16 protein-coding genes are annotated in these 16,810 nt (G+C 72.5%); 7 read left to right on the top strand and 9 right to left on the bottom strand.

Annotated features, from left to right (window positions below):
• Positions 1-9: 9 nt before the first annotated feature.
• Positions 10-762 carry a DNA repair protein RecO gene (recO, locus tag ACYU8V_RS08325; protein ID WP_460846572.1) on the bottom strand — a complete coding sequence of 251 codons (753 nt, stop codon included), beginning with the start codon at positions 760-762 and terminating at the stop codon, positions 10-12.
• Positions 763-780: 18 nt separating this feature from the next.
• Here recO and ACYU8V_RS08320 point away from each other — a divergent pair, with 18 nt between their 5' ends.
• Positions 781-1,536 (top strand): ion transporter, encoded by a 756-nt coding sequence (locus ACYU8V_RS08320; protein WP_460846569.1) that lies wholly within the window; start codon positions 781-783, stop codon positions 1,534-1,536.
• A 74-nt stretch (positions 1,537-1,610) separates the two neighbouring features.
• Here the strand turns inward: ACYU8V_RS08320 and ACYU8V_RS08315 are convergent, their stop codons facing one another.
• Both ACYU8V_RS08315 and ACYU8V_RS08310 read right to left on the bottom strand, forming a co-directional pair.
• Positions 1,611-3,161 carry a glycerol-3-phosphate dehydrogenase/oxidase gene (locus tag ACYU8V_RS08315; RefSeq protein ID WP_460846567.1) on the bottom strand — a complete coding sequence of 517 codons (1,551 nt, stop codon included), beginning with the start codon at positions 3,159-3,161 and terminating at the stop codon, positions 1,611-1,613.
• Positions 3,158-3,751 carry a TetR/AcrR family transcriptional regulator gene (locus tag ACYU8V_RS08310; protein WP_460846565.1) on the bottom strand — a complete coding sequence of 198 codons (594 nt, stop codon included), beginning with the start codon at positions 3,749-3,751 and terminating at the stop codon, positions 3,158-3,160. Before ACYU8V_RS08310 ends, ACYU8V_RS08315 begins: the two co-directional genes overlap by 4 nt.
• A gap of 17 nt (positions 3,752-3,768) precedes the next feature.
• Between ACYU8V_RS08310 and ACYU8V_RS08305 the strand changes: the two genes are divergently transcribed.
• The 3 genes from ACYU8V_RS08305 to ACYU8V_RS08295 are packed head-to-tail and all read left to right on the top strand — an operon-like array spanning position 3,769 to position 7,396.
• On the top strand, positions 3,769-5,382 hold the full coding sequence (locus ACYU8V_RS08305) for an FAD-binding oxidoreductase (RefSeq protein WP_460846563.1): 1,614 nt from the start codon (positions 3,769-3,771) through the stop codon (positions 5,380-5,382).
• The gene (locus ACYU8V_RS08300; RefSeq protein ID WP_460846562.1) at positions 5,379-6,290 is read left to right on the top strand and encodes a diacylglycerol/lipid kinase family protein; all 912 of its coding nucleotides are present in this window, start codon (positions 5,379-5,381) and stop codon (positions 6,288-6,290) included. The genes ACYU8V_RS08305 and ACYU8V_RS08300 overlap by 4 nt, the downstream gene beginning before the upstream one ends.
• 29 nt (positions 6,291-6,319) lie before the next feature.
• Positions 6,320-7,396, top strand: coding sequence for an esterase/lipase family protein (locus tag ACYU8V_RS08295; RefSeq protein WP_460846560.1), 1,077 nt, complete (start codon positions 6,320-6,322; stop codon positions 7,394-7,396).
• Between the two features lie 61 nt (positions 7,397-7,457).
• Here the strand turns inward: ACYU8V_RS08295 and leuA are convergent, their stop codons facing one another.
• Positions 7,458-9,203, bottom strand: a complete 1,746-nt coding sequence (gene leuA / locus ACYU8V_RS08290) for a 2-isopropylmalate synthase (RefSeq protein ID WP_460846559.1) — start codon at positions 9,201-9,203, stop codon at positions 7,458-7,460.
• 147 nt (positions 9,204-9,350) lie between these two features.
• On the opposite strand from leuA, the gene ACYU8V_RS08285 reads away from it, so the two are divergent.
• Genes ACYU8V_RS08285 through ACYU8V_RS08275 form a run of 3 tightly spaced genes read left to right on the top strand, consistent with a single transcriptional unit; the run spans position 9,351 to position 11,486 of the window.
• Positions 9,351-9,845 (top strand): flavodoxin family protein, encoded by a 495-nt coding sequence (locus ACYU8V_RS08285; protein WP_460846558.1) that lies wholly within the window; start codon positions 9,351-9,353, stop codon positions 9,843-9,845.
• A 10-nt stretch (positions 9,846-9,855) separates the two neighbouring features.
• Positions 9,856-10,662: a septum formation family protein gene (locus tag ACYU8V_RS08280; RefSeq protein WP_460846557.1), complete on the top strand. Its 807-nt coding sequence runs from the start codon at positions 9,856-9,858 to the stop codon at positions 10,660-10,662.
• Complete coding sequence (locus ACYU8V_RS08275) at positions 10,662-11,486, top strand: septum formation family protein (protein WP_460846556.1); 825 nt, start codon at positions 10,662-10,664, stop codon at positions 11,484-11,486. The genes ACYU8V_RS08280 and ACYU8V_RS08275 overlap by 1 nt, the downstream gene beginning before the upstream one ends.
• Positions 11,487-11,490: 4 nt before the next feature.
• Here the strand turns inward: ACYU8V_RS08275 and ACYU8V_RS08270 are convergent, their stop codons facing one another.
• The 5 genes from ACYU8V_RS08270 to ACYU8V_RS08250 form a co-directional block, all read right to left on the bottom strand.
• The gene (locus tag ACYU8V_RS08270) at positions 11,491-12,255 is read right to left on the bottom strand and encodes an endo alpha-1,4 polygalactosaminidase (protein WP_460846555.1); all 765 of its coding nucleotides are present in this window, start codon (positions 12,253-12,255) and stop codon (positions 11,491-11,493) included.
• Positions 12,255-13,220 (bottom strand): GTPase Era, encoded by a 966-nt coding sequence (gene era, locus ACYU8V_RS08265; protein WP_460846616.1) that lies wholly within the window; start codon positions 13,218-13,220, stop codon positions 12,255-12,257. Before era ends, ACYU8V_RS08270 begins: the two co-directional genes overlap by 1 nt.
• 83 nt (positions 13,221-13,303) lie before the next feature.
• The gene (locus ACYU8V_RS08260; protein ID WP_460846553.1) at positions 13,304-14,101 is read right to left on the bottom strand and encodes a siderophore-interacting protein; all 798 of its coding nucleotides are present in this window, start codon (positions 14,099-14,101) and stop codon (positions 13,304-13,306) included.
• 28 nt (positions 14,102-14,129) lie between these two features.
• The gene (locus ACYU8V_RS08255) at positions 14,130-15,437 is read right to left on the bottom strand and encodes a class I SAM-dependent methyltransferase (protein WP_460846552.1); all 1,308 of its coding nucleotides are present in this window, start codon (positions 15,435-15,437) and stop codon (positions 14,130-14,132) included.
• Positions 15,434-16,807, bottom strand: a complete 1,374-nt coding sequence (locus ACYU8V_RS08250) for an FAD-binding oxidoreductase (protein ID WP_460846550.1) — start codon at positions 16,805-16,807, stop codon at positions 15,434-15,436. The genes ACYU8V_RS08255 and ACYU8V_RS08250 overlap by 4 nt, the downstream gene beginning before the upstream one ends.
• Between the last annotated feature and the right edge of the window lie 3 nt (positions 16,808-16,810).

Here is a 16,810-nt window from a genome sequence, read left to right as displayed (position 1 = left end):
GGGCGCGGCTCAGCGCTCGACGTACGCCAGGGACCGCAGGCCTCGCTCCAGCTGCCACTGGGTGAACGCGGCGACCAGCCCGTTGGCCTCGCGGACGTGGCGGGGGTCCGCGGCCTCCACGACCGGCCAGTCGCCGGCGAGCAGGGCACCCATCAGCAGGAGGGTGTCGGGGGCGGGCGTGGCCGAGCCGGGGATCCGGCAGGTCGAGCAGAGCACGCCGCCCATCGAGGGGTTGAACCAGCGGTGCGTGACCAGCTCGCCGGTGCCGAGCACCGGAGGGCGGCCGCAGTGGGCGCAGTCGACGAAGGACGGCGCGTAGCCGGCGACCGCGAGGGCGCGCAGCAGGTAGGAGTCCAGGACGTGGCCGGGGGCGCGCTCGCCCGACGACATCGCCCGCAGCGCGCCGAGCAGCAGCTGGAACTGCTGCAGCGCGGGCTCGCGCTCCTCCACGACCAAGCGGTCCGCGGTCTCGAGCATCACGGTGCCGGCGGTGTAGCGGTCGTAGTCGAAGCCGATCTCGGCGGCGTACGCCCCCCGGGTGTCGGCCTGGGTGATCGTGTCCAGGTTGCGCCCGTCGGCCAGCTGCAGGTCGACGTGGGTGAACGGCTCGAGCCGGGAGCCCCACCGCGACGTCGTACGACGCACGCCGCGGGCCACCGCGCGGACCCGACCGTGGTGGCGGGTCAGCAGGGTGATGATGCGGTCGGCCTCCCCCAGCTTGTGGGTGCGCAGCACGATCGCCTCGTCGCGATAGAGAGGCACTTCCCTATTGTGCAGTTCATGACCGACACAGCCCGGTACGGCGCACCGACGCGACCCCGCGGATCCGTGGCCGACTGGACCCTCGTCATCCTCACCTGGGCCTCGGTGGTCACCAACGGCTGGCTGCTGTTCCTCCCGCCGCGCCACCACGACCTGCACCACGGGGTCCTGGTCGCGGACCTCGTCATCTGCGTGCTGCTCGCGCTGGCGATCTGCTGGCGGTGGCTGCGGTTCCGGGCCGGCCGTCGGCTGCTGCGCAAGCAGTGGTGGGAGGTGATCGCGCTGTTCCCCTTCATCGTCCCGACCGTCGGCGAGTGGAAGGCCGTGCTGCTGGCGGTGCTGGTCGCCCGTCTGGTCCGCACCGTCGACCGCACCGACAACGTGCTCGGCGACCGCGTCACCGCCGACCTGGTGCGGCACTTCTCCGACCCGATCGTCACCGCCATCAAGCGGCCGATCACCATCGCCGTCCTCGACGAGGTCGTCGACGTGATCCGCGCCGGGACCTACGCCGCCAACGTCCGCTCGGCGCTCGACGAGAACCGCGCCGAGCTCGAGCAGCTGGTGCTCGAGCTGGTCCGCAACGACCAGGCGACCGGCAAGCTGCGCCGGCTGCCCTTCCACGACGACCTGGTCACGATGATCGCCGACACCGTGCTGCGCCTGGTCAACGGCGCCCTGGACGACCCCCGCACCACCGAGCTGATCTCCGACGTCATCGCCCACTCCGCGGACCAGCTCCGGGTCGCGGTCCGGCAGCCCCGGCCCGCCTGAGCGCGAGTTCTGGCTTGTGGTCGACCGAATCCCGGGTTTCGGTCAACCACAAGCCAGAACTCGCGGGACCAGAACTAGCAACTCGCGGAGAGGAGGGCGAGGACCTTCTCGGCCGCGGGGACGGCCAGCTCGCGGTCGGCCGGCACCAGTCCGATGCGGGTACGCCGGTCCAGCAGGTCGCCGACGGTGGCGGCTCCCTCGTGGGTGACGCCGAAGACGAGCTCGGCCCAGACGGTCGCGATGGCGGCGTTGCCGGGGACGATCGGGGCCAGCAGCTCCTCGTCCGCCCACCCGGTGGCGGTGCGGGACGCGGTGAGGACGAGGTCGGCGTCGGCGCCGTACCTCCGGATCAGGCGGGCCCTGCCCGGGTGACCGGCACGGGCGATGGCCTCGGCGAGGTCCTCGCGGGAGGCGGCGCCGGCCAGCGGCAGCCGCGCCGTGACACACGGTCCGGCGGACAGACCGCCCGCCGCGACGGCCGCGTCCATCGCGTCCTGCGCCATCCGGCGGTACGTCGTGAGCTTGCCGCCCACGACCGTGACCACGCCGTCGGGGCCGGTGAGCACCGCGTGCCTGCGGGACAGGTCGGCCGTCGAGTCGCCGCCCGCGTCGAGGAGCGGGCGGAGGCCGGCGTACGCCCCCACGACGTCGGAGCGCCGCAGCGGGGTCGCGAACGACGCCGACACCACGTCGAGCAGGAACCCGATCTCGACCTCGGTCGGCTCGGCCACGTCCGGCACCGGCCCCTCGACCGGCTCGTCGGTCAGGCCGACGTAGAACTGCCCGTCGGGCTGCGGCAGCACCAGCACGAACCGGTTGGTCTCCCCCGGGATCGGCGCGAACACCGCGACGTCGAGGCCCGGCAGCGTCTCGGCGCGCAGCACCAGGTGGGTCCCCCGCGACGGCCGGAGTCGTACGTCGTCCACGAGCTCGCTCGCCCAGACGCCGGCCGCGTTGACGACGACCCGGCTCCGCACCGTCGCGGTGGCGCCGGTCAGCTCGTCGCGCACCTCGACGGTGGTGCCGCTCGCCGACAGCACCCGGACATGCGTGTGGACCGCGGCGCCCTGGTCGGCGGCGGTGCGGGCGATCGTGGTGACCAGCCGGGCGTCGTCCTCGAGCTGACCGTCCCAGCCGAGGTAGGCGCCCCGCAGGCCACCGCTGCGCAAGGGCGGGGCGAGTCGCCGGGTCTCGGCCGCGCTCAGCCGGCGCGGCCGCGGCAGGGTGTCGCCACTGGTCCGAGCTGCCCGGCGGAGCAGGTCGCCGCCGACGAAGCCGGCACCGGCCAGCAGGCCCATCGGCCGGCTCACCGTGGCGGCCAGCGGGATGATCGAGGCGAGCGGGTGCACCAGGTGCGGCGCGGTGACCTCCATCAGGATGCCGCGCTCGACCGCGCTCTCGTGGGCCACGCCGACCTGCCCGGAGGCCAGGTAGCGCAGCCCGCCGTGCACCAGCTTCGAGGAGAAGCGCGAGGTCCCGAACGCGAGGTCGTGGGCGTCGACGGCCAGCACGGAGAGGCCTCGGCTGGCGGCGTCGAGCGCGACGCCGGCGCCGGTCACGCCGAGGCCGATGACCACGACGTCGACCTCGGTCGGCGCGCCGGTGAGTCCTGCGGTGATCGTCATGGCTGGAGGCTCCTGGTCAGCTGGGTGTGCAGCTCGGCGTCGAGCGCGGGGAGGTCGACGGTCTCGTCGAGCATGGTGGGGGCGGACAGCACGAAGCCGTGGCAGGCGAGCACCAGGCCGCGGGCGATGGCGACCGGCTCCCCGGAGCGGATCGTGCCGGCCTCCTGGCCGGCGCGCACGGCCTCGGCCAGGAGCCCGATGATCAGCTCCTGCGAGCGGCCGCGCCGGTCGAGCAGGTAGGGCAGCACCAGCTCGGGGTCGAGTTGGACGATCCGGGTGAAGAGCTCGTTCTCGCGCAGGGCGCCGATCGTCGCCACGACGGCGTCGGCGAGCCGCTCGGGGGTCGGCGTCCCGTCCGGCGCGACCTCACCGACGACCACGCCGGTCCACTCGCGCGTCATCAGGTCGGCGAGCAGCGCCGGCATGTCCGGCCACGCCCGGTAGATCGTCATCCGCGAGACGTCGGCGCGGCGGGCGACCTCGGTGAGCGTCGTACGCCGCCAGCCGACGTCGAGGATGCACGCGCGGGCCGCGTCCAGGTAGCCGTCGCGTGCGGTCGGGGTCTCGGTCTTGTGACGCTGTGACGTCATGTGTCACACTGTAACACATGACCCACCAGCTGAGCGCGCCCGAGACCGCGACCGACCTCCAGCCGGAGATGCCCGCCACCCGCTGGGGCGACCCCGCCCAGGCCGCTCCCCTGCCCGACGGCGTGCGCGAGCTGGTCTCCCTGGTCTTCCCGGTCCAGGACACCCCGGCCCGCACGGACGTGAGCGTCCCCGCCTCGTCGCTGAGCGCCGAGCAGGTCGGCTCCCTGGCTGCGATCGTCGGCGCCGACAACGTGACCATCGACGAGACCGCACGCCGCCTGCGCACCCGCGGCAAGTCCACCCCCGACCTCCTCCGCCAGCGCAGCGGCGACCTGGGCGACGCCCCCGACGTCGTGGTCCGGCCTGCCGACCACGACGAGGTGGCTGCCGTGCTGGCCTGGGCCCAGGAGCAGCGGGTGGCGGTCGTCCCCTTCGGCGGCGGTACGGCGGTCACCGGCGGCCTGGTCGCCGACCCGTCGTCGGCCGGCCTGACCGGGGTCGTCTCGCTCGACCTCGGCCGGATGCGCCGGCTCCTCGCGATCGACCCGGTCTCCTCGACCGCGACCCTGGAGCCGGGGCTGCGCGGCCCCGAGGCCGAGGCCCTCCTCGGCCGGCACGGGCTGATGCTCGGCCACCTCCCCCAGTCCTTCGAGTTCGCGACGATCGGCGGCTTCGCGGCGACCCGGTCCAGCGGCCAGTCCAGCGCCGGCTACGGCCGGTTCGACTCCATGGTCGTGGGCCTGCGCGTCGCGACCCCCACCGGCGACGTACGCCTCGGCACCTCCCCCGCCAACGCGTCGGGACCCGACCTGCGCGAGGTCTTCCTCGGCTCCGAGGGCGCCTTCGGCGTCATCACCGAGGTGACCGTGCGGGTGCGCCCGCTGCCCGAGGTCAAGGAGTACGAGGGCTGGCGCTGGCCGAGCTTCGCCGACGGCGCCGACGCGATGCGGGTCCTGGCGCAGGCCGACCTGCTGCCGACCGTGCTGCGCCTCTCCGACGAGGCCGAGACCGCGATCAACCTCGCCGACCCCGAGAGCATCGGCGGCGACAGCGCCGCCGGCTGCCTGATGATCGTCGGCTACGAGGGCACGCCGGCCGCCGTGGCCGCCAAGCGGGCCGCCGTCACCGACGTCCTCACCGGCCTGGGCGGTACGGCGCTCGGCGCGGACCCTGGCACCTCCTGGTCGCACGGGCGGTTCAACGCGCCGTACCTCCGCGACAGCCTGCTGGATGCCGGGGTCCTCGTGGAGACGCTGGAGACGGTGACCTTCTGGAGCAACCGCGAGAACCTCTACACCCGCGTGAAGGCGGCGCTCGAGGCCAGCCTGGGCGAGGGCGCGATGGTGCTCTGCCACGTCTCCCACGTCTATGCGACCGGGTGCTCGCTCTACTTCACCGTCGCCGCCCCGGGCGGCGAGGACCCGTTGGCGCGCTGGCTGCCCGCCAAGGCCGCGGCATGCGAGGCGATCGTGGCGGCGGGCGCCTCGATCACCCACCACCACGCGGTCGGCACCGACCACAAGCCGTACCTGACGGCCGAGATCGGCGAGGTCGGCGCGCGGATCCTGCACGCGATCAAGGACGCCGTCGACCCCGTCGGCGTCCTCAACCCGGGAGTATTGATCCCGTGACGCGGTCGTTCTCGTTCCTGGTCAACCCGATGTCGGGCGGCGGCGCCGGCCCGCGGGTCGTCGTCCCCCTCGCCCGCGCGCTGCGCGAGGCGGGCGCCGAGGTGGAGGTCAGCTACACCACGACCGCCGCCGAGAGCCCCGCACTGGTCGGCGAGGCCGTCGCCCGTGGCGCCGTCGTGGTGTCGGTCGGCGGCGACGGGATGCTCTCGTCCGTCGCCGGCGCGGTGATGGACGCGGACGGCGTGCTCGCCGTCGTACCGGCCGGGCGGGGGAACGACTTCGCCCGGATGCTGGACGTGCCGACCGACCCCGAGGGGCAGCTGCGGCTGCTGCTCGAGGGCGCCGAGCGCCGCATCGACCTGCTGCGCACGACCTCCGGCGACGGCACGACCGCGGTCGTCGCCGGCTCGGTGTACGCCGGCGTGGACGCCCGCGCCTCGGAGATCGTGGACCGCTCGCGGTGGATGCCGTCCAAGCTGCAGTACCCGACGGCCGCCGTCCGCGCGCTCGCGGCCTATCGGCCGGTCCAGGCCGTGCTCGAGGTCGACGGCGTGCGGACCACGCACCGGGCCGCCACCGTCGTGATCGCGAACTCGCGCTACTACGGCAAGGGCATGGCCATCGCCCCGGCCGCCTCGGTCTCCGACGGACTCCTCGATGTGGTCGTGATCGAGGCGGCGTCGCGCCTGGAGCTGATCCGCTCCCTGCCCAAGGTGTACGACGGCGGGCACGTCGACCTGCCCGAGGTCACCGTGCTGACCGGACGGCAGGTCCGGCTCTCGGGCGCGTACGTCGGCGGCGGGCCCGTGCCGGTGGGCGCGGACGGCGAGCAGCAGGCTCCGCTGCCGGCCGGCCCGGCCGCGCTGACGGTCGACCTGCTGCCGGGTGCCCTGCGCGTCCTGGCGTGACCTCCGCGGCCCTCGGTAGTTTGACCGGCATGTTGGTACGCCGCGTTACCGCTCTGTCCTCGCTCCTGCTCGCCCTCGCTGTCGCCGTGCCGGTCGCGGCCACCACGCCCCCGGCCGAGGCGGCCCAGGCGGCCACGGGGCCGGCGTACGCACCGCTGGACCGGCCCGGCCCGAAGCTCTCCGTCGACCCCGCGAAGCTGAAGGCCTCGCTCGCGTGCCACGGCGACCCGAGCACCGGCGGCGAGCCGGTGCTGCTCAACCCTGCGACCAGCGTGACCCCGGACCAGGACTACGCGTGGACCTACGAGAAGGCGTTCACCGCGCAGAAGCGCTACTGGTGCGCGGTGACCATGCCGTTCCACACCTTCGGTGACATCCAGACCGCCGGGCAGTACCTGGTGCACGCGATCCGCACGATGCACGCGCGCACCGACCGCCGGATCGGCATCCTCGGACACAGCCAGGGCGGCATGAGCATGCGCTGGGCGTTGCGGTTCTGGCCGGACACCCGGGCGATGGTGGCCGACGTGATCGGGATGGCCGGCTCGAACCACGGCACCACGGCGCTGCCGCTGTGCGGCACGGCAGGTGTCGCCACGTGCACGCCGGCGGTGTGGCAGCAACAGGCGGACGCGCAGTTCATCAAGGCGCTCAACAGTCGCGCCGAGACGTTCGCCGGGATCTCCTACACCGAGGTCTACAGCCACACCGACGAGGTCGTCATGCCCAACAGCACGGCCGCGAACTCCTCGTCCTCGCTGCACACCGGCGCCGGCCGGATCACGAACGTCGCCACCCAGGACGTCTGCCCCACCGACGTCGACGAGCACCTGCTGATGGGCACGGTCGACCCGACGACGTACGCCCTGGTCATGGACGCGCTGCGCCACGACGGACCCGCCGACCCGGCTCGCGTCGGCACGGCGTCGTGCAGCCAGCTGTACATGCCCTACGTCGACCCGGCGTCGGTCGACACCTACCTGCAGCCGCTCAGCGCGCTGCCGAGCCTGGTCAGCACCTCGCTGCCCCTGGTCACCTTCTCGGGCGCCCCGATGCTGAAGGCGGAGCCGAGGCTGCGCTGCTACGTGCTCGCCGCCGGCTGCTGAGAGCGGGTTGTGAGTGTGAGGGTGACCCAGGGGTCACCCTCACACTCACAACTCCGGAGGATCAGCCGACCGGCGGGATCGGCACCGACGGGATCGTGACCGCCTGGGCGCGGTTGGCCGCGCAGACCACCGCCCGCAGCGACGCCGTGACGATGTTGTGGTGGATGCCGATGCCCCACACGATCTCGCCGGCGATCTCGCACTCGACGTACGCCGCGGCCACGGCGTCACCGCCGGCCGAGAGCGCGTGCTCGGCGTAGTCCAGGACGCGGATGTCCGCGCCGGCCTGGCGCATGCCGTCCACGAACGCCGCGACCGGGCCGTTGCCGAGACCGGTGAACGTCCGCTCCTCGCCGCGCACGACGAGCCGGACCTCCTGCTGGTCCTCGCCGTCCTCGCTGGTGGTCGAGGAGAAGCTGACGAGCTCGTAGGGCTCCTCGCGGTCCAGGTACTCGTGCTGGAAGATCTCCCAGATCTCGTCCGGGGTGACCTCGCCGCCGGCGGTGTCGGTGCGCTGCTGGATGACCCGGCTGAACTCGATCTGCGCGCGACGCGGCAGGTCCAGGCTGTGCTCGGCCTTCAGCACGTAGGCGACGCCGCCCTTGCCGGACTGGCTGTTGACCCGGATGACCGCCTCGTAGGTGCGCCCGACGTCCTTCGGGTCGATCGGCAGGTACGGCGCCTCCCACGGGATCTCCCGCACGGAGCGACCCTGCTCGGCGGCGATCCGGTCCAGGTCCTCCAGGCCCTTCTTGATGGCGTCCTGGTGGGAGCCGGAGAAGGCGGTGTAGACCAGGTCGCCGGCGTACGGGTGGCGCGGGTGGACCGGCAGCTGCGTGCAGTACTCGACGGTGCGGCGGATCTCGTCGATGTCGGACAGGTTGACCTGCGGGTCGATGCCCTGGCTGAACAGGTTCATCGCCAAGGTGACCAGGTCGACGTTGCCCGTGCGCTCGCCGTGGCCGAACAGGCAGCCCTCGACGCGGTCGGCGCCTGCCATCAGCGCCAGCTCGGTCGCGGCGACGGCGGTGCCGCGGTCGTTGTGCGGGTGCAGGCTGATCGCGGAGTGCTCGCGGCGGGTCAGGTGCCGGCCGAAGTACTCGATCTGGTCGGCGTAGGTGTTCGGCGTCGACATCTCCACGGTCGCCGGCAGGTTGAGGATGATCTCGCGGCCCGCCTCGGGCTGCCACACGTCGGAGACCCGCTCACACACCTCGAGCGCGAAGTCGGTCGGGGTCTGGGTGAAGATCTCGGGGCTGTACTGATAGCCGAAGTCGGTGCCGGTGAGCAGCTGCTCGGCGTACTTCATGACCCACTCGGTGCCGCGCGTCGCGATCGCGATGCACTCGGCCTCGGTGACGTTGAAGACCACGCGCTGGAACAGCGGCGCGGTGGCGTTGTAGAGGTGGACGGTCGCCTTGTCGGCGCCCTGCAGCGACTCGACGGTGCGGGCGATCAGGTCCTCGCGGGCCTGGGTCAGCACCGAGACGCGTACGTCGTCGGGGATCTTGTCGCCCTCGATCAGCTGGCGCACGAAGTCGAAGTCGGTCTGGCTCGCGGCCGGGAACCCGATCTCGATCTCCTTGTAGCCCATCTGGACCAGCAGCTCGAACATCTTCATCTTGCGGGCCGGGCTCATCGGGTCGATGAGCGCCTGGTTGCCGTCGCGCAGATCGGTGGAGAGCCACCGCGGCGCGTGGGTGATCTTGCGGTCCGGCCAGGTGCGGTCGGGGACCGTCACGGGCTCGAAGGCGCGGTAGCGCTCGAAGGGCATTCCGCTGGGCTGCTGTGCAGGGATGGTGGTCATGATTTCCTCGGCTTCGTTCAAGACGGATTGCCGGGCGCGCGACTCACTCCGCAGCGAGGGGGTCCGGCTTTCAGACCTCGCTGCGGCCGCTAAGAAGCAGTGCGCGCATCATGATGTCTCCACCATAACAGCCCCTAGGCTGTTGACGTGACCCGGCTTCTCGTCGTCCACCACTCCCCCAGCCGCTCGATGCAGGCCCTGCTCGAGCAGGTGGTGGCGGGGGCCGGGGACGAGGCGATCGAGGGCGTGGAGGTCGTCGTACGACCGGCGCTGGAGGCGACCGCCGACGACGTGCTGGCGGCCGACGGCTACCTGCTCGGCACCACCGCCAACTTCGGCTACATGAGCGGCGCCCTCAAGCACTTCTTCGACTCCACCTTCCTGGCGGTCGGCGGAGCACTGGACGACAGCGGCGGCGCTGAGGCCGGCAGGGGCGAGACGTCCGGGCGGCCCTACGGGCTGTGGCTGCACGGGCGCTACGACCTCACCGGCGCCGTCCGGTCGGTGCAGTCGATCGTGGGCGCGCTCGGCTGGAAGCAGGGGTACGACGTGCTCGGTGTGATCGGCGACGTCGACGAGCGGGCGCGGGAGGGCGCCTACGAGCTGGGCGCTACGATCGCCGCACTGCTGGCGAGTCTGTGAAGGGGGCCGTGTGACGCTGCGGAGCGCTCTCGGGATCCTCGCGCTCGCGCTGGCCGCAACGTCGATGTCGGCCTGCAGCGCGCAGCACCAGGGCTCCAACACCGACCCCGCGCAGGTCGACGCGACGACCCCTCCGGCCGACGGCGCCTGCCGGGCGCTGACGCCGGCCGACGTGGCCCAGCCGGCCAACGCGACCTCGACCGTGCCGTGCACGAGCCGGCACACCGCGCAGACCTACGCCGTGGGCCCGCTGCCCGGCCAGTTCGCCGACGTCGACTACGACGCGCAGTCGCTCAGCAAGTGGGCGTACTCGGCCTGCTCCGCGGCCTTCGAGCGGTTCGTGGGTGCCGACGAGAGCCTGGTCCTGCGCACCACGATCAGCTGGGCGTGGTTCCGGCCCTCGGAGAAGGCATGGGGCAAGGGCGCCCGCTGGTACCGCTGCGACGTCGTCGGCGGCAACTCCACCAGCACCGCCTACCGACCGCTGCCCGCGGACGCCAAGGGCATGCTCGCCGGCCGGCCCGACGACCACTGGCTCGCCTGCGCCGTCGGCCCGACGCTGCCCCAGGCCACCAAGGTGGCGTGCTCGGAGAAGCACAACTGGCGCGCGGTCACCACGATCAAGCTGGGCGAGCCGGGCGACCCCTACCCCGGCGACCGGGTGGCCGACTCCCGCAGCGACGCGTTCTGCGCGACCTCGGTGAAGGCGTGGCTGAACTACCCCGCGACCTTCCAGTACGGCTACACGTTCTTCCACCAGGCCGAGTGGGAGCTGGGCAACCGGCGCTCGGTCTGCTGGGCGATGACGACCAGCTGATGACCGGGCCGATGACGCCGATGATGCGTCGCCTCGGGCTGGTCGCCGCCGGCGTACTGCTGCTGGCGGGGTGCGGCACGGACCCCGCTCCACCGGTCGCCGGACCGACCACGCCCCTGCCCGCCCCGGCTCCCCCGGCCGCTCCCGCGCCGCACGGCTGCTACCAGCTGACGATGGCCCAGGCCGTGGCGCCGACCAGCCACGCGACGGCCACCTCCTGCACGAGCGCGCACACCACCGAGACCTACTACGTCGGCCAGCTCGACACCTATGTCGACGGGCACCTCCTCGCCGTCGACTCCGACCGCGTCTCGCAGCAGGTCTCCAGCACGTGCCGGCGGCGCCTCGGCGGCTTCCTGGGCGGTACGACGGCCGCGACCCGGCTGAGCATGGTCCGCGCCGTCTGGTTCACCCCGACCGTCGCGCAGTCCGCGCAGGGCGCCAACTGGTTCCGCTGCGATGCGGTGGCGGTCGCCGACTCCGACTCGCTGTCGAGCCTGGACACCAGCCTGCGCGGAGCCCTCCGGGCGCCGAAGCGCCGCGCCGCGCTGGCGATGTGCGGCACGGCGGCTCCGGGCACCGGCGGCTTCCACCGGGTCCAGTGCTCCGCGGCCCACAGCTGGCGCGCCATCGCGGTCGTCCCGATCCGCGGCGTCCGCTACCCCGGCGTCAGGGCCGCGAAGGCCGCCGGCAAGACCCGCTGCCTCGATGCCGCCGCGGCCGCCGCCAGCGACCCGCTCAGCTTCAAGTCCAGCTACGAGTGGCCCACCCGGGAGGACTGGTCGCTGGACCAGCACTACGGGATCTGCTGGACCAAGGCCTAGGCGGTCAGCACCAGCGCCGGACGCCTGTCGGCGTCAGGTCGCGGTCGCGCAACACGACGGCCCACCGAGCGCCGAAGTGCGCACAGGTCCACGCGAAGTCGGTGGCGCGGTACTCGATCGACAGCACCCTGCTCCCGTACGACGCGGCGTAGAGACCGCACTCCCGGTAGCGGCCGCACTCCTCGGCCACGGCGAAGTCGAAGCCGATCCGGGTCCCGTCGTACCCGGCCAGGTTCTTCTGGCCGACGGCGAGGCCGGCGTCGTGCGCCCGAGCCACCAGCAGCCGGGCGAAGGCGATCGCGTCCGAGCGCGTGAGGAGGTGCCGGCTGCGGGTGAACGAGTCGAGGTTGTCGAGCTCGGTCGCGTCGAAGCCGTCGGCGGCGCAGCCACGGATCCAGCCGCCCACGATCCGGGCGAGTGCCTGCCGCTTGGCGGCCGTGCGGGTGTCGAGGAGCCACTCACCCCATGCGGTGTCGCCGACCGGCCGGCCGTCCTGCTTCAGGACGAGGTCCCCGTGGTGGGTCCGCCACCAGCGCAGCGCATCGGGCTGCGTCTGGAAGCCGTTGACGTAGCAGACGTTGTACGTGCCAGGGACCGGACGGCTGGTCCGATCGCGCTCCACGATGCCGACATGCGCCGGTACCGTCCGGCCACCGCCGAGCTGGTAGTCGACGTCGGTGTGCAGCGGCACGTTCGTCCAGGTCGCCGCCCGGGCGCTACCCGCACCCGTCAGCAGCAGGGCCGCGACGAGGACGAGCAGGCGGTGCATCAGAACCCGAGCTTCCTCAGCTGGCGGGGGTCCTTCTGCCAGTCCTTGGCGATCTTGACGTGCAGGTCGAGGTAGACCGGCGTGCCGAGCAGGGCCTCGATCTGCTGGCGCGCATTGGTGCCGACCTCCTTGAGCCGGGCGCCCTTCTTGCCGATGACGATGCCCTTCTGGGAGTCGCGCTCGACGTAGAGGTTGGCGTGGATGTCGAGCAGCGGCCGGTCCTCGGGCCGGTCCTCGCGCAGGCCCATCTCCTCGACCACGACGGCGATGGAGTGCGGCAGCTCGTCGCGTACGCCGTCCAGCGCCGCCTCCCGGATCAGCTCGGCGGCGAGGATCTCCTCCGGCGCGTCGGTGAGGTCGCCGTCGGGGTAGAGCGCGGGGCCCTCCGGCATCAGCCCGACCAGCAGGTCGGCGAGCAGCTCGATCTGGTGGCCCGACACCGAGGACACGGGCACGATCTCGGCCCACTCGGTGCCGGTCTCCTGACCGAGCCGCGCGATGTCGAGCAGGTGCTCGCCGAGCCGCTCGTGGTCGACCAGGTCGGTCTTGGTGGCCACCGCGATCTTGACGGTACGCCGGACCTTGCCCAGCTCCTCGACGAGGAACCGGTCGCCCGGGCCGACCTTCTGGTCGGCGGGGAAGCAGACCGCGACCACGTCGACCTCGGCCCAGGTGGCCTTCACCAGGTCGTTGAGCCGCTCGCCGAGCAGGTTGCGGGGCCGGTGCAGCCCGGGGGTGTCGACCAGCACCAGCTGGCCGTCCTCGCGGTGGACGATGCCGCGGACCACGGTGCGCGTGGTCTGCGGCTTGTCGGAGGTGATCACGATCTTCTGGCCGACGATCGCGTTCGTGAGCGTCGACTTGCCGACGTTGGGGCGGCCCACGAAGCAAGCGAAGCCGCTGCGGTAGCCCTCCGGGGTGTCACCGCCGAAGACGGACGCGGGGGCCGGTGCCGGAGCCGGCAGGCCGGCGAAGTCCTCGTCGAAGTCCTCGTCGAAGTCCTCGTCGCGCTCGTCGTCCAGGTCGTCGCCCTCGTGCGGGAAGTCGGTCACTGCTGCTGCGCTCCTGCCTGGGCCGCGTCGTAGTCGGCCCAGATCTCGTCATCAGATTTGCCGGCGGCCTTGCCCGCCCGCCAGATCGGGCCCGGGTCGACGGCCCGGAGCTGACGCTCCGCGACCTTGCGCCAGTAGCCCATCACGTCGTAGTGCGAGCTCGGCATCTGCCGCTCGCGCATCAGGTGCTTGCGGATCGCGCGCATCTGCGCGGACTCGCCCGCCATCCAGAAGTAGCCGGTGCCGGCCGGCAGGTCGAGCGCCTCCGCGGCCGTCGCCAGTCCGTCGCCGTGACCCTGGGCCCAGGTGATCGCGACGTCGCCGGCGAGGTAGTCGGCCAGCGTGGCCGGGTCGTCCGGCACCTCGGCGTGGATCCGGACCGGCAGCCGGTCGGCGTAGGTCTCCGCGATCCGTGCCATGGCCGGCATCGCGGTGAGGTCGCCGACCAGCTGCAGCCAGCTCGCGTCGTCGGGCAGCGCGAAGGAGCCCTTGGGCTCGGTGATCGTCACGGTCTGGCCGACCGGGTCGCCGGCCCGGCCCAGCGCCCACTCGGTCACCAGGCCGACCTCGTGCACGACCACGTCGACCACGAGCTCGCCGCCGGTCCACGACCGCACCGTGTAGTAGCGGCTCTGGAACTGCCCGGGCACGATCAGACCCACCCACTCGTCGGGGATGCCCGTCGAGGTGAAGCCGGCGAGGCCCTCACCGCCGAGGGTCAGTCGCACGAAGTGGTCGCTCAGCTCCTCGCGGCGCAGCACCTGCGCGGCGTACTCCTCGGCCCGTCTGCTCATGTCGGACCCCAGGCTAGTGCTCGGCCGACTACACCCCGAAGTCGTGACGCAGCGGGTACCCGCTCTCGCCCTCGGAGTTCTTCGTCGCCAGCACGTGGTGCAGCTGGATCTCGTTACGCTCGAACGCGATCCGCGAGCCCACCATGTACAGGCCCCAGACCCGCGCGGTGCCCTCGTCGGTCTCGGCGACGCACTCGTCCCAGTGCTCCACGAGGTTCTCGCTCCACCCCTGCAGGGTCTTGGCGTAGTGCATGCGGAAGTTCTCGTGGTGCTGCACCTCGAGGCCCGCATCCTCGACGGCGCTGACGATCGTGCCCGAGCCGATCAGCTCGCCGTCGGGGAACACGTAGCGGTCGATGAACGCCCCGGCCTCGCCGCTGCTCCGGTTGTCGTGCCGGGTGATGCAGTGGTTGAGCAGCCGGCCCTCGGGCTTGAGCCGGTCGGCCACGAAGTTGAAGTACGCCGGGTAGTTGGCCACCCCGATGTGCTCGGTCAGCCCGATGGAGCTCACCGCGTCGAAGCCGGTCTCCTCCAGGTCGCGGTAGTCGGAGAACCGCACCTCGGCCACGTCGTCGAGGCCCTCGGCCTTGATCCGCTGCTCGGCCCAGTTGGCCTGCTCGCTGGACAGCGTGACGCCCAGCGCCTTCACCCCGTAGTGCTTGGCGGCGTGCCGGACCATCCCGCCCCAGCCGCAGCCGAGGTCGAGCAGCCGCTGGCCGGGCTGCAGGTCGAGCTTGCGGCAGATCAGGTCGTACTTGTGGGCCTGCGCCTCCTCGAGGGTCGCGTCGGGCGTCGGGTAGACCGCACAGGTGTAGGTCATCGACGGGCCGAGCACGCGCTCGTAGAAGGTGTTGGACACGTCGTAGTGGTGGTGGATCGCGGCCGCGTCGCGCTCCTGGGAGTGGCGGCCCCACCCGGTGAGCGCCTCGACCACGTTGCTGCGCAGCGCCTCGACGCGCAGGCGCCACCCGGGCAGGTGCTCCTGCGGCGGGGGCACCGGCGGGAGCAGGTTGCGGATGCCGAGGGCCCGCACCAGGTCGGCGATCTGGCTCGGCCGCGGGGTGCCGAAGTCGGTGTGGCTCTTGAGCAGGCTGAACGGCTCGTAGGGGTTGCCGGGGTGCGAGCCGTGCAGCACCAGGTCGCCGGCGACGTACGCCCGGGCCAGGCCGAGGTCGCCGGGGGCGGTGAGGATGTAGGCCAGCCCGCGCGGGCGCACCAGCTCGATGCTGTGGCCGGTGTCGGTCGGGCCGGCGCTGCTGCCGTCGTACGCCGTGAGCTGCAACGGGAGCCCACCGTCGAAGAGGGAGTCGATGGCCGGTGCGATCTTCACGCTCATCGCCGCTTCACCGCCTTGTCGTAGAGGTTGGTCAGCCGGCCCTGGGGGTCGAAGCGCTCGCGGACCCGGTCCAGGTGGCCGGTGTTGTAGAGCGCCGCGAAGGTCGGCTCGTCATAGAAAGCGTCGGAGTAGAGCGATTTATGTCCGCCCAGCTCGTGCACCTTGGTCTCGATCGCCCGGTTGCGCGGGCTGTCGACGGCATCGGGGCCGACATGGACGGTGCCCCAGAAGCCGACGTTGACGTACGGCGCCCCCGCCTCAAGCGGGTAGAGCGGCCAGGGGCGGGTCGCCACCAGCGGGCACAGCCATACCGGCCGCATCCCGATCTCCTGGTCGAACCAGGACAGGAACTCGGGCAGCCGGTCCAGCGGGACCTCGATGTCCTGCACCACCCGCTCGCGCAGCGGCCGGCCCGCGCGCCGGTCGAGCCGGTCGGCGATGCCGAAGCGGCGATCGAGGTGCAGCAGCCGCATGTAGACGTCGGAGCGGCGCCAGCGGCGCGGCCACACCCGGCGGATGCGCGGGTCCTGCGCACCGAACGCGCCCGAGCACCAGAACCAGTCGGTGTCCCACCGCCACAGGTAGTCGTACGCCGAGAGCAGGTCGGTCTCGCGCTCCTGGATCGAGCGGAAGTAGATCTCCTGGCCCGCGTAGTCGGAGGTGACCCCACCCTCTTCGGTGAACCTCGCCAGCGTCAGGTAGAGCTCGTCCGGGGCGAACGCGACCCCGTCGAGCCCGTCGACCCGCTGGCCGTCGTACTCCTTGGTGGCGGTGATCTCGCCGATCGTCTTGGCGAGCAACGCGGCGTCCTCGAACCGGACGTGGCGCAGCGCCACGTTGCCGGGCACCCGCTCCAGCCGGATCCGCAGCCGGGTCGCGTAGCCCAGGGCGCCGTAGGAGTTGGGGAAGGCGTCGAACAGGTCTTCGCCGGGCCGCGTCGTGACGACCTCGCCGGCACCGGTGAACACGTCCATCTCGACGACCGACTCGTGCGGCAGGCCGTTGCGGAAGCTGGTCGACTCGATGCCCAGCCCGGTGACCGCGCCGCCGAGGGTGATCGTGCGCAGCTGGGGGACGACGTACGGCATCAGGCCGTGGGCCAGCGTCGCGTCGACGAGGCGCTCGTAGGTGCACATGCCCTGCACCTCGGCGACCGGCCCGTCGGGGCTGTCGGGCAGCACCACGATGACGTCGGCGAGGCCGCCGACGTCCAGACCGGGGGCCTCGGAGGCCGCGCGCTGGCGGAACAGGTTCGTGGTGCGCTTCGCGAGGCGCACCGGTTGCCCCGGCGCGATCCGCTCGTACGACGCGGCGAGCCGCTCCACCGCGGCGCGATGGGCGTCCCAGCCGACTTCCCGTGGTTCCGGCATGTT

It is taken from the genome of Nocardioides ultimimeridianus, from assembly GCF_054777895.1.
Note: the sequence above shows the minus strand (reverse complement) of the source record. Positions and strands in the feature narration are given on the sequence as shown.

Bases quoted from the DNA above. Each gene is read 5' to 3' on its own strand.
- ACYU8V_RS08320 (WP_460846569.1), top strand. From the start codon at position 781: ATGACCGACACAGCCCGGTACGGCGCACCGACGCGACCCCGCGGATCC.
- ACYU8V_RS08315 (WP_460846567.1), bottom strand. From the start codon at position 3,161: ATGACGATCACCGCAGGACTCACCGGCGCGCCGACCGAGGTCGACGTC.
- ACYU8V_RS08310 (WP_460846565.1), bottom strand. From the start codon at position 3,751: ATGACGTCACAGCGTCACAAGACCGAGACCCCGACCGCACGCGACGGC.
- ACYU8V_RS08305 (WP_460846563.1), top strand. From the start codon at position 3,769: ATGACCCACCAGCTGAGCGCGCCCGAGACCGCGACCGACCTCCAGCCG.
- ACYU8V_RS08295 (WP_460846560.1), top strand. From the start codon at position 6,320: ATGTTGGTACGCCGCGTTACCGCTCTGTCCTCGCTCCTGCTCGCCCTC.
- leuA (WP_460846559.1), bottom strand. From the start codon at position 9,203: ATGACCACCATCCCTGCACAGCAGCCCAGCGGAATGCCCTTCGAGCGC.
- ACYU8V_RS08275 (WP_460846556.1), top strand. From the start codon at position 10,662: ATGACCGGGCCGATGACGCCGATGATGCGTCGCCTCGGGCTGGTCGCC.
- ACYU8V_RS08270 (WP_460846555.1), bottom strand. From the start codon at position 12,255: ATGCACCGCCTGCTCGTCCTCGTCGCGGCCCTGCTGCTGACGGGTGCG.
- ACYU8V_RS08260 (WP_460846553.1), bottom strand. From the start codon at position 14,101: ATGAGCAGACGGGCCGAGGAGTACGCCGCGCAGGTGCTGCGCCGCGAG.
- ACYU8V_RS08255 (WP_460846552.1), bottom strand. From the start codon at position 15,437: ATGAGCGTGAAGATCGCACCGGCCATCGACTCCCTCTTCGACGGTGGG.
- ACYU8V_RS08250 (WP_460846550.1), bottom strand. From the start codon at position 16,807: ATGCCGGAACCACGGGAAGTCGGCTGGGACGCCCATCGCGCCGCGGTG.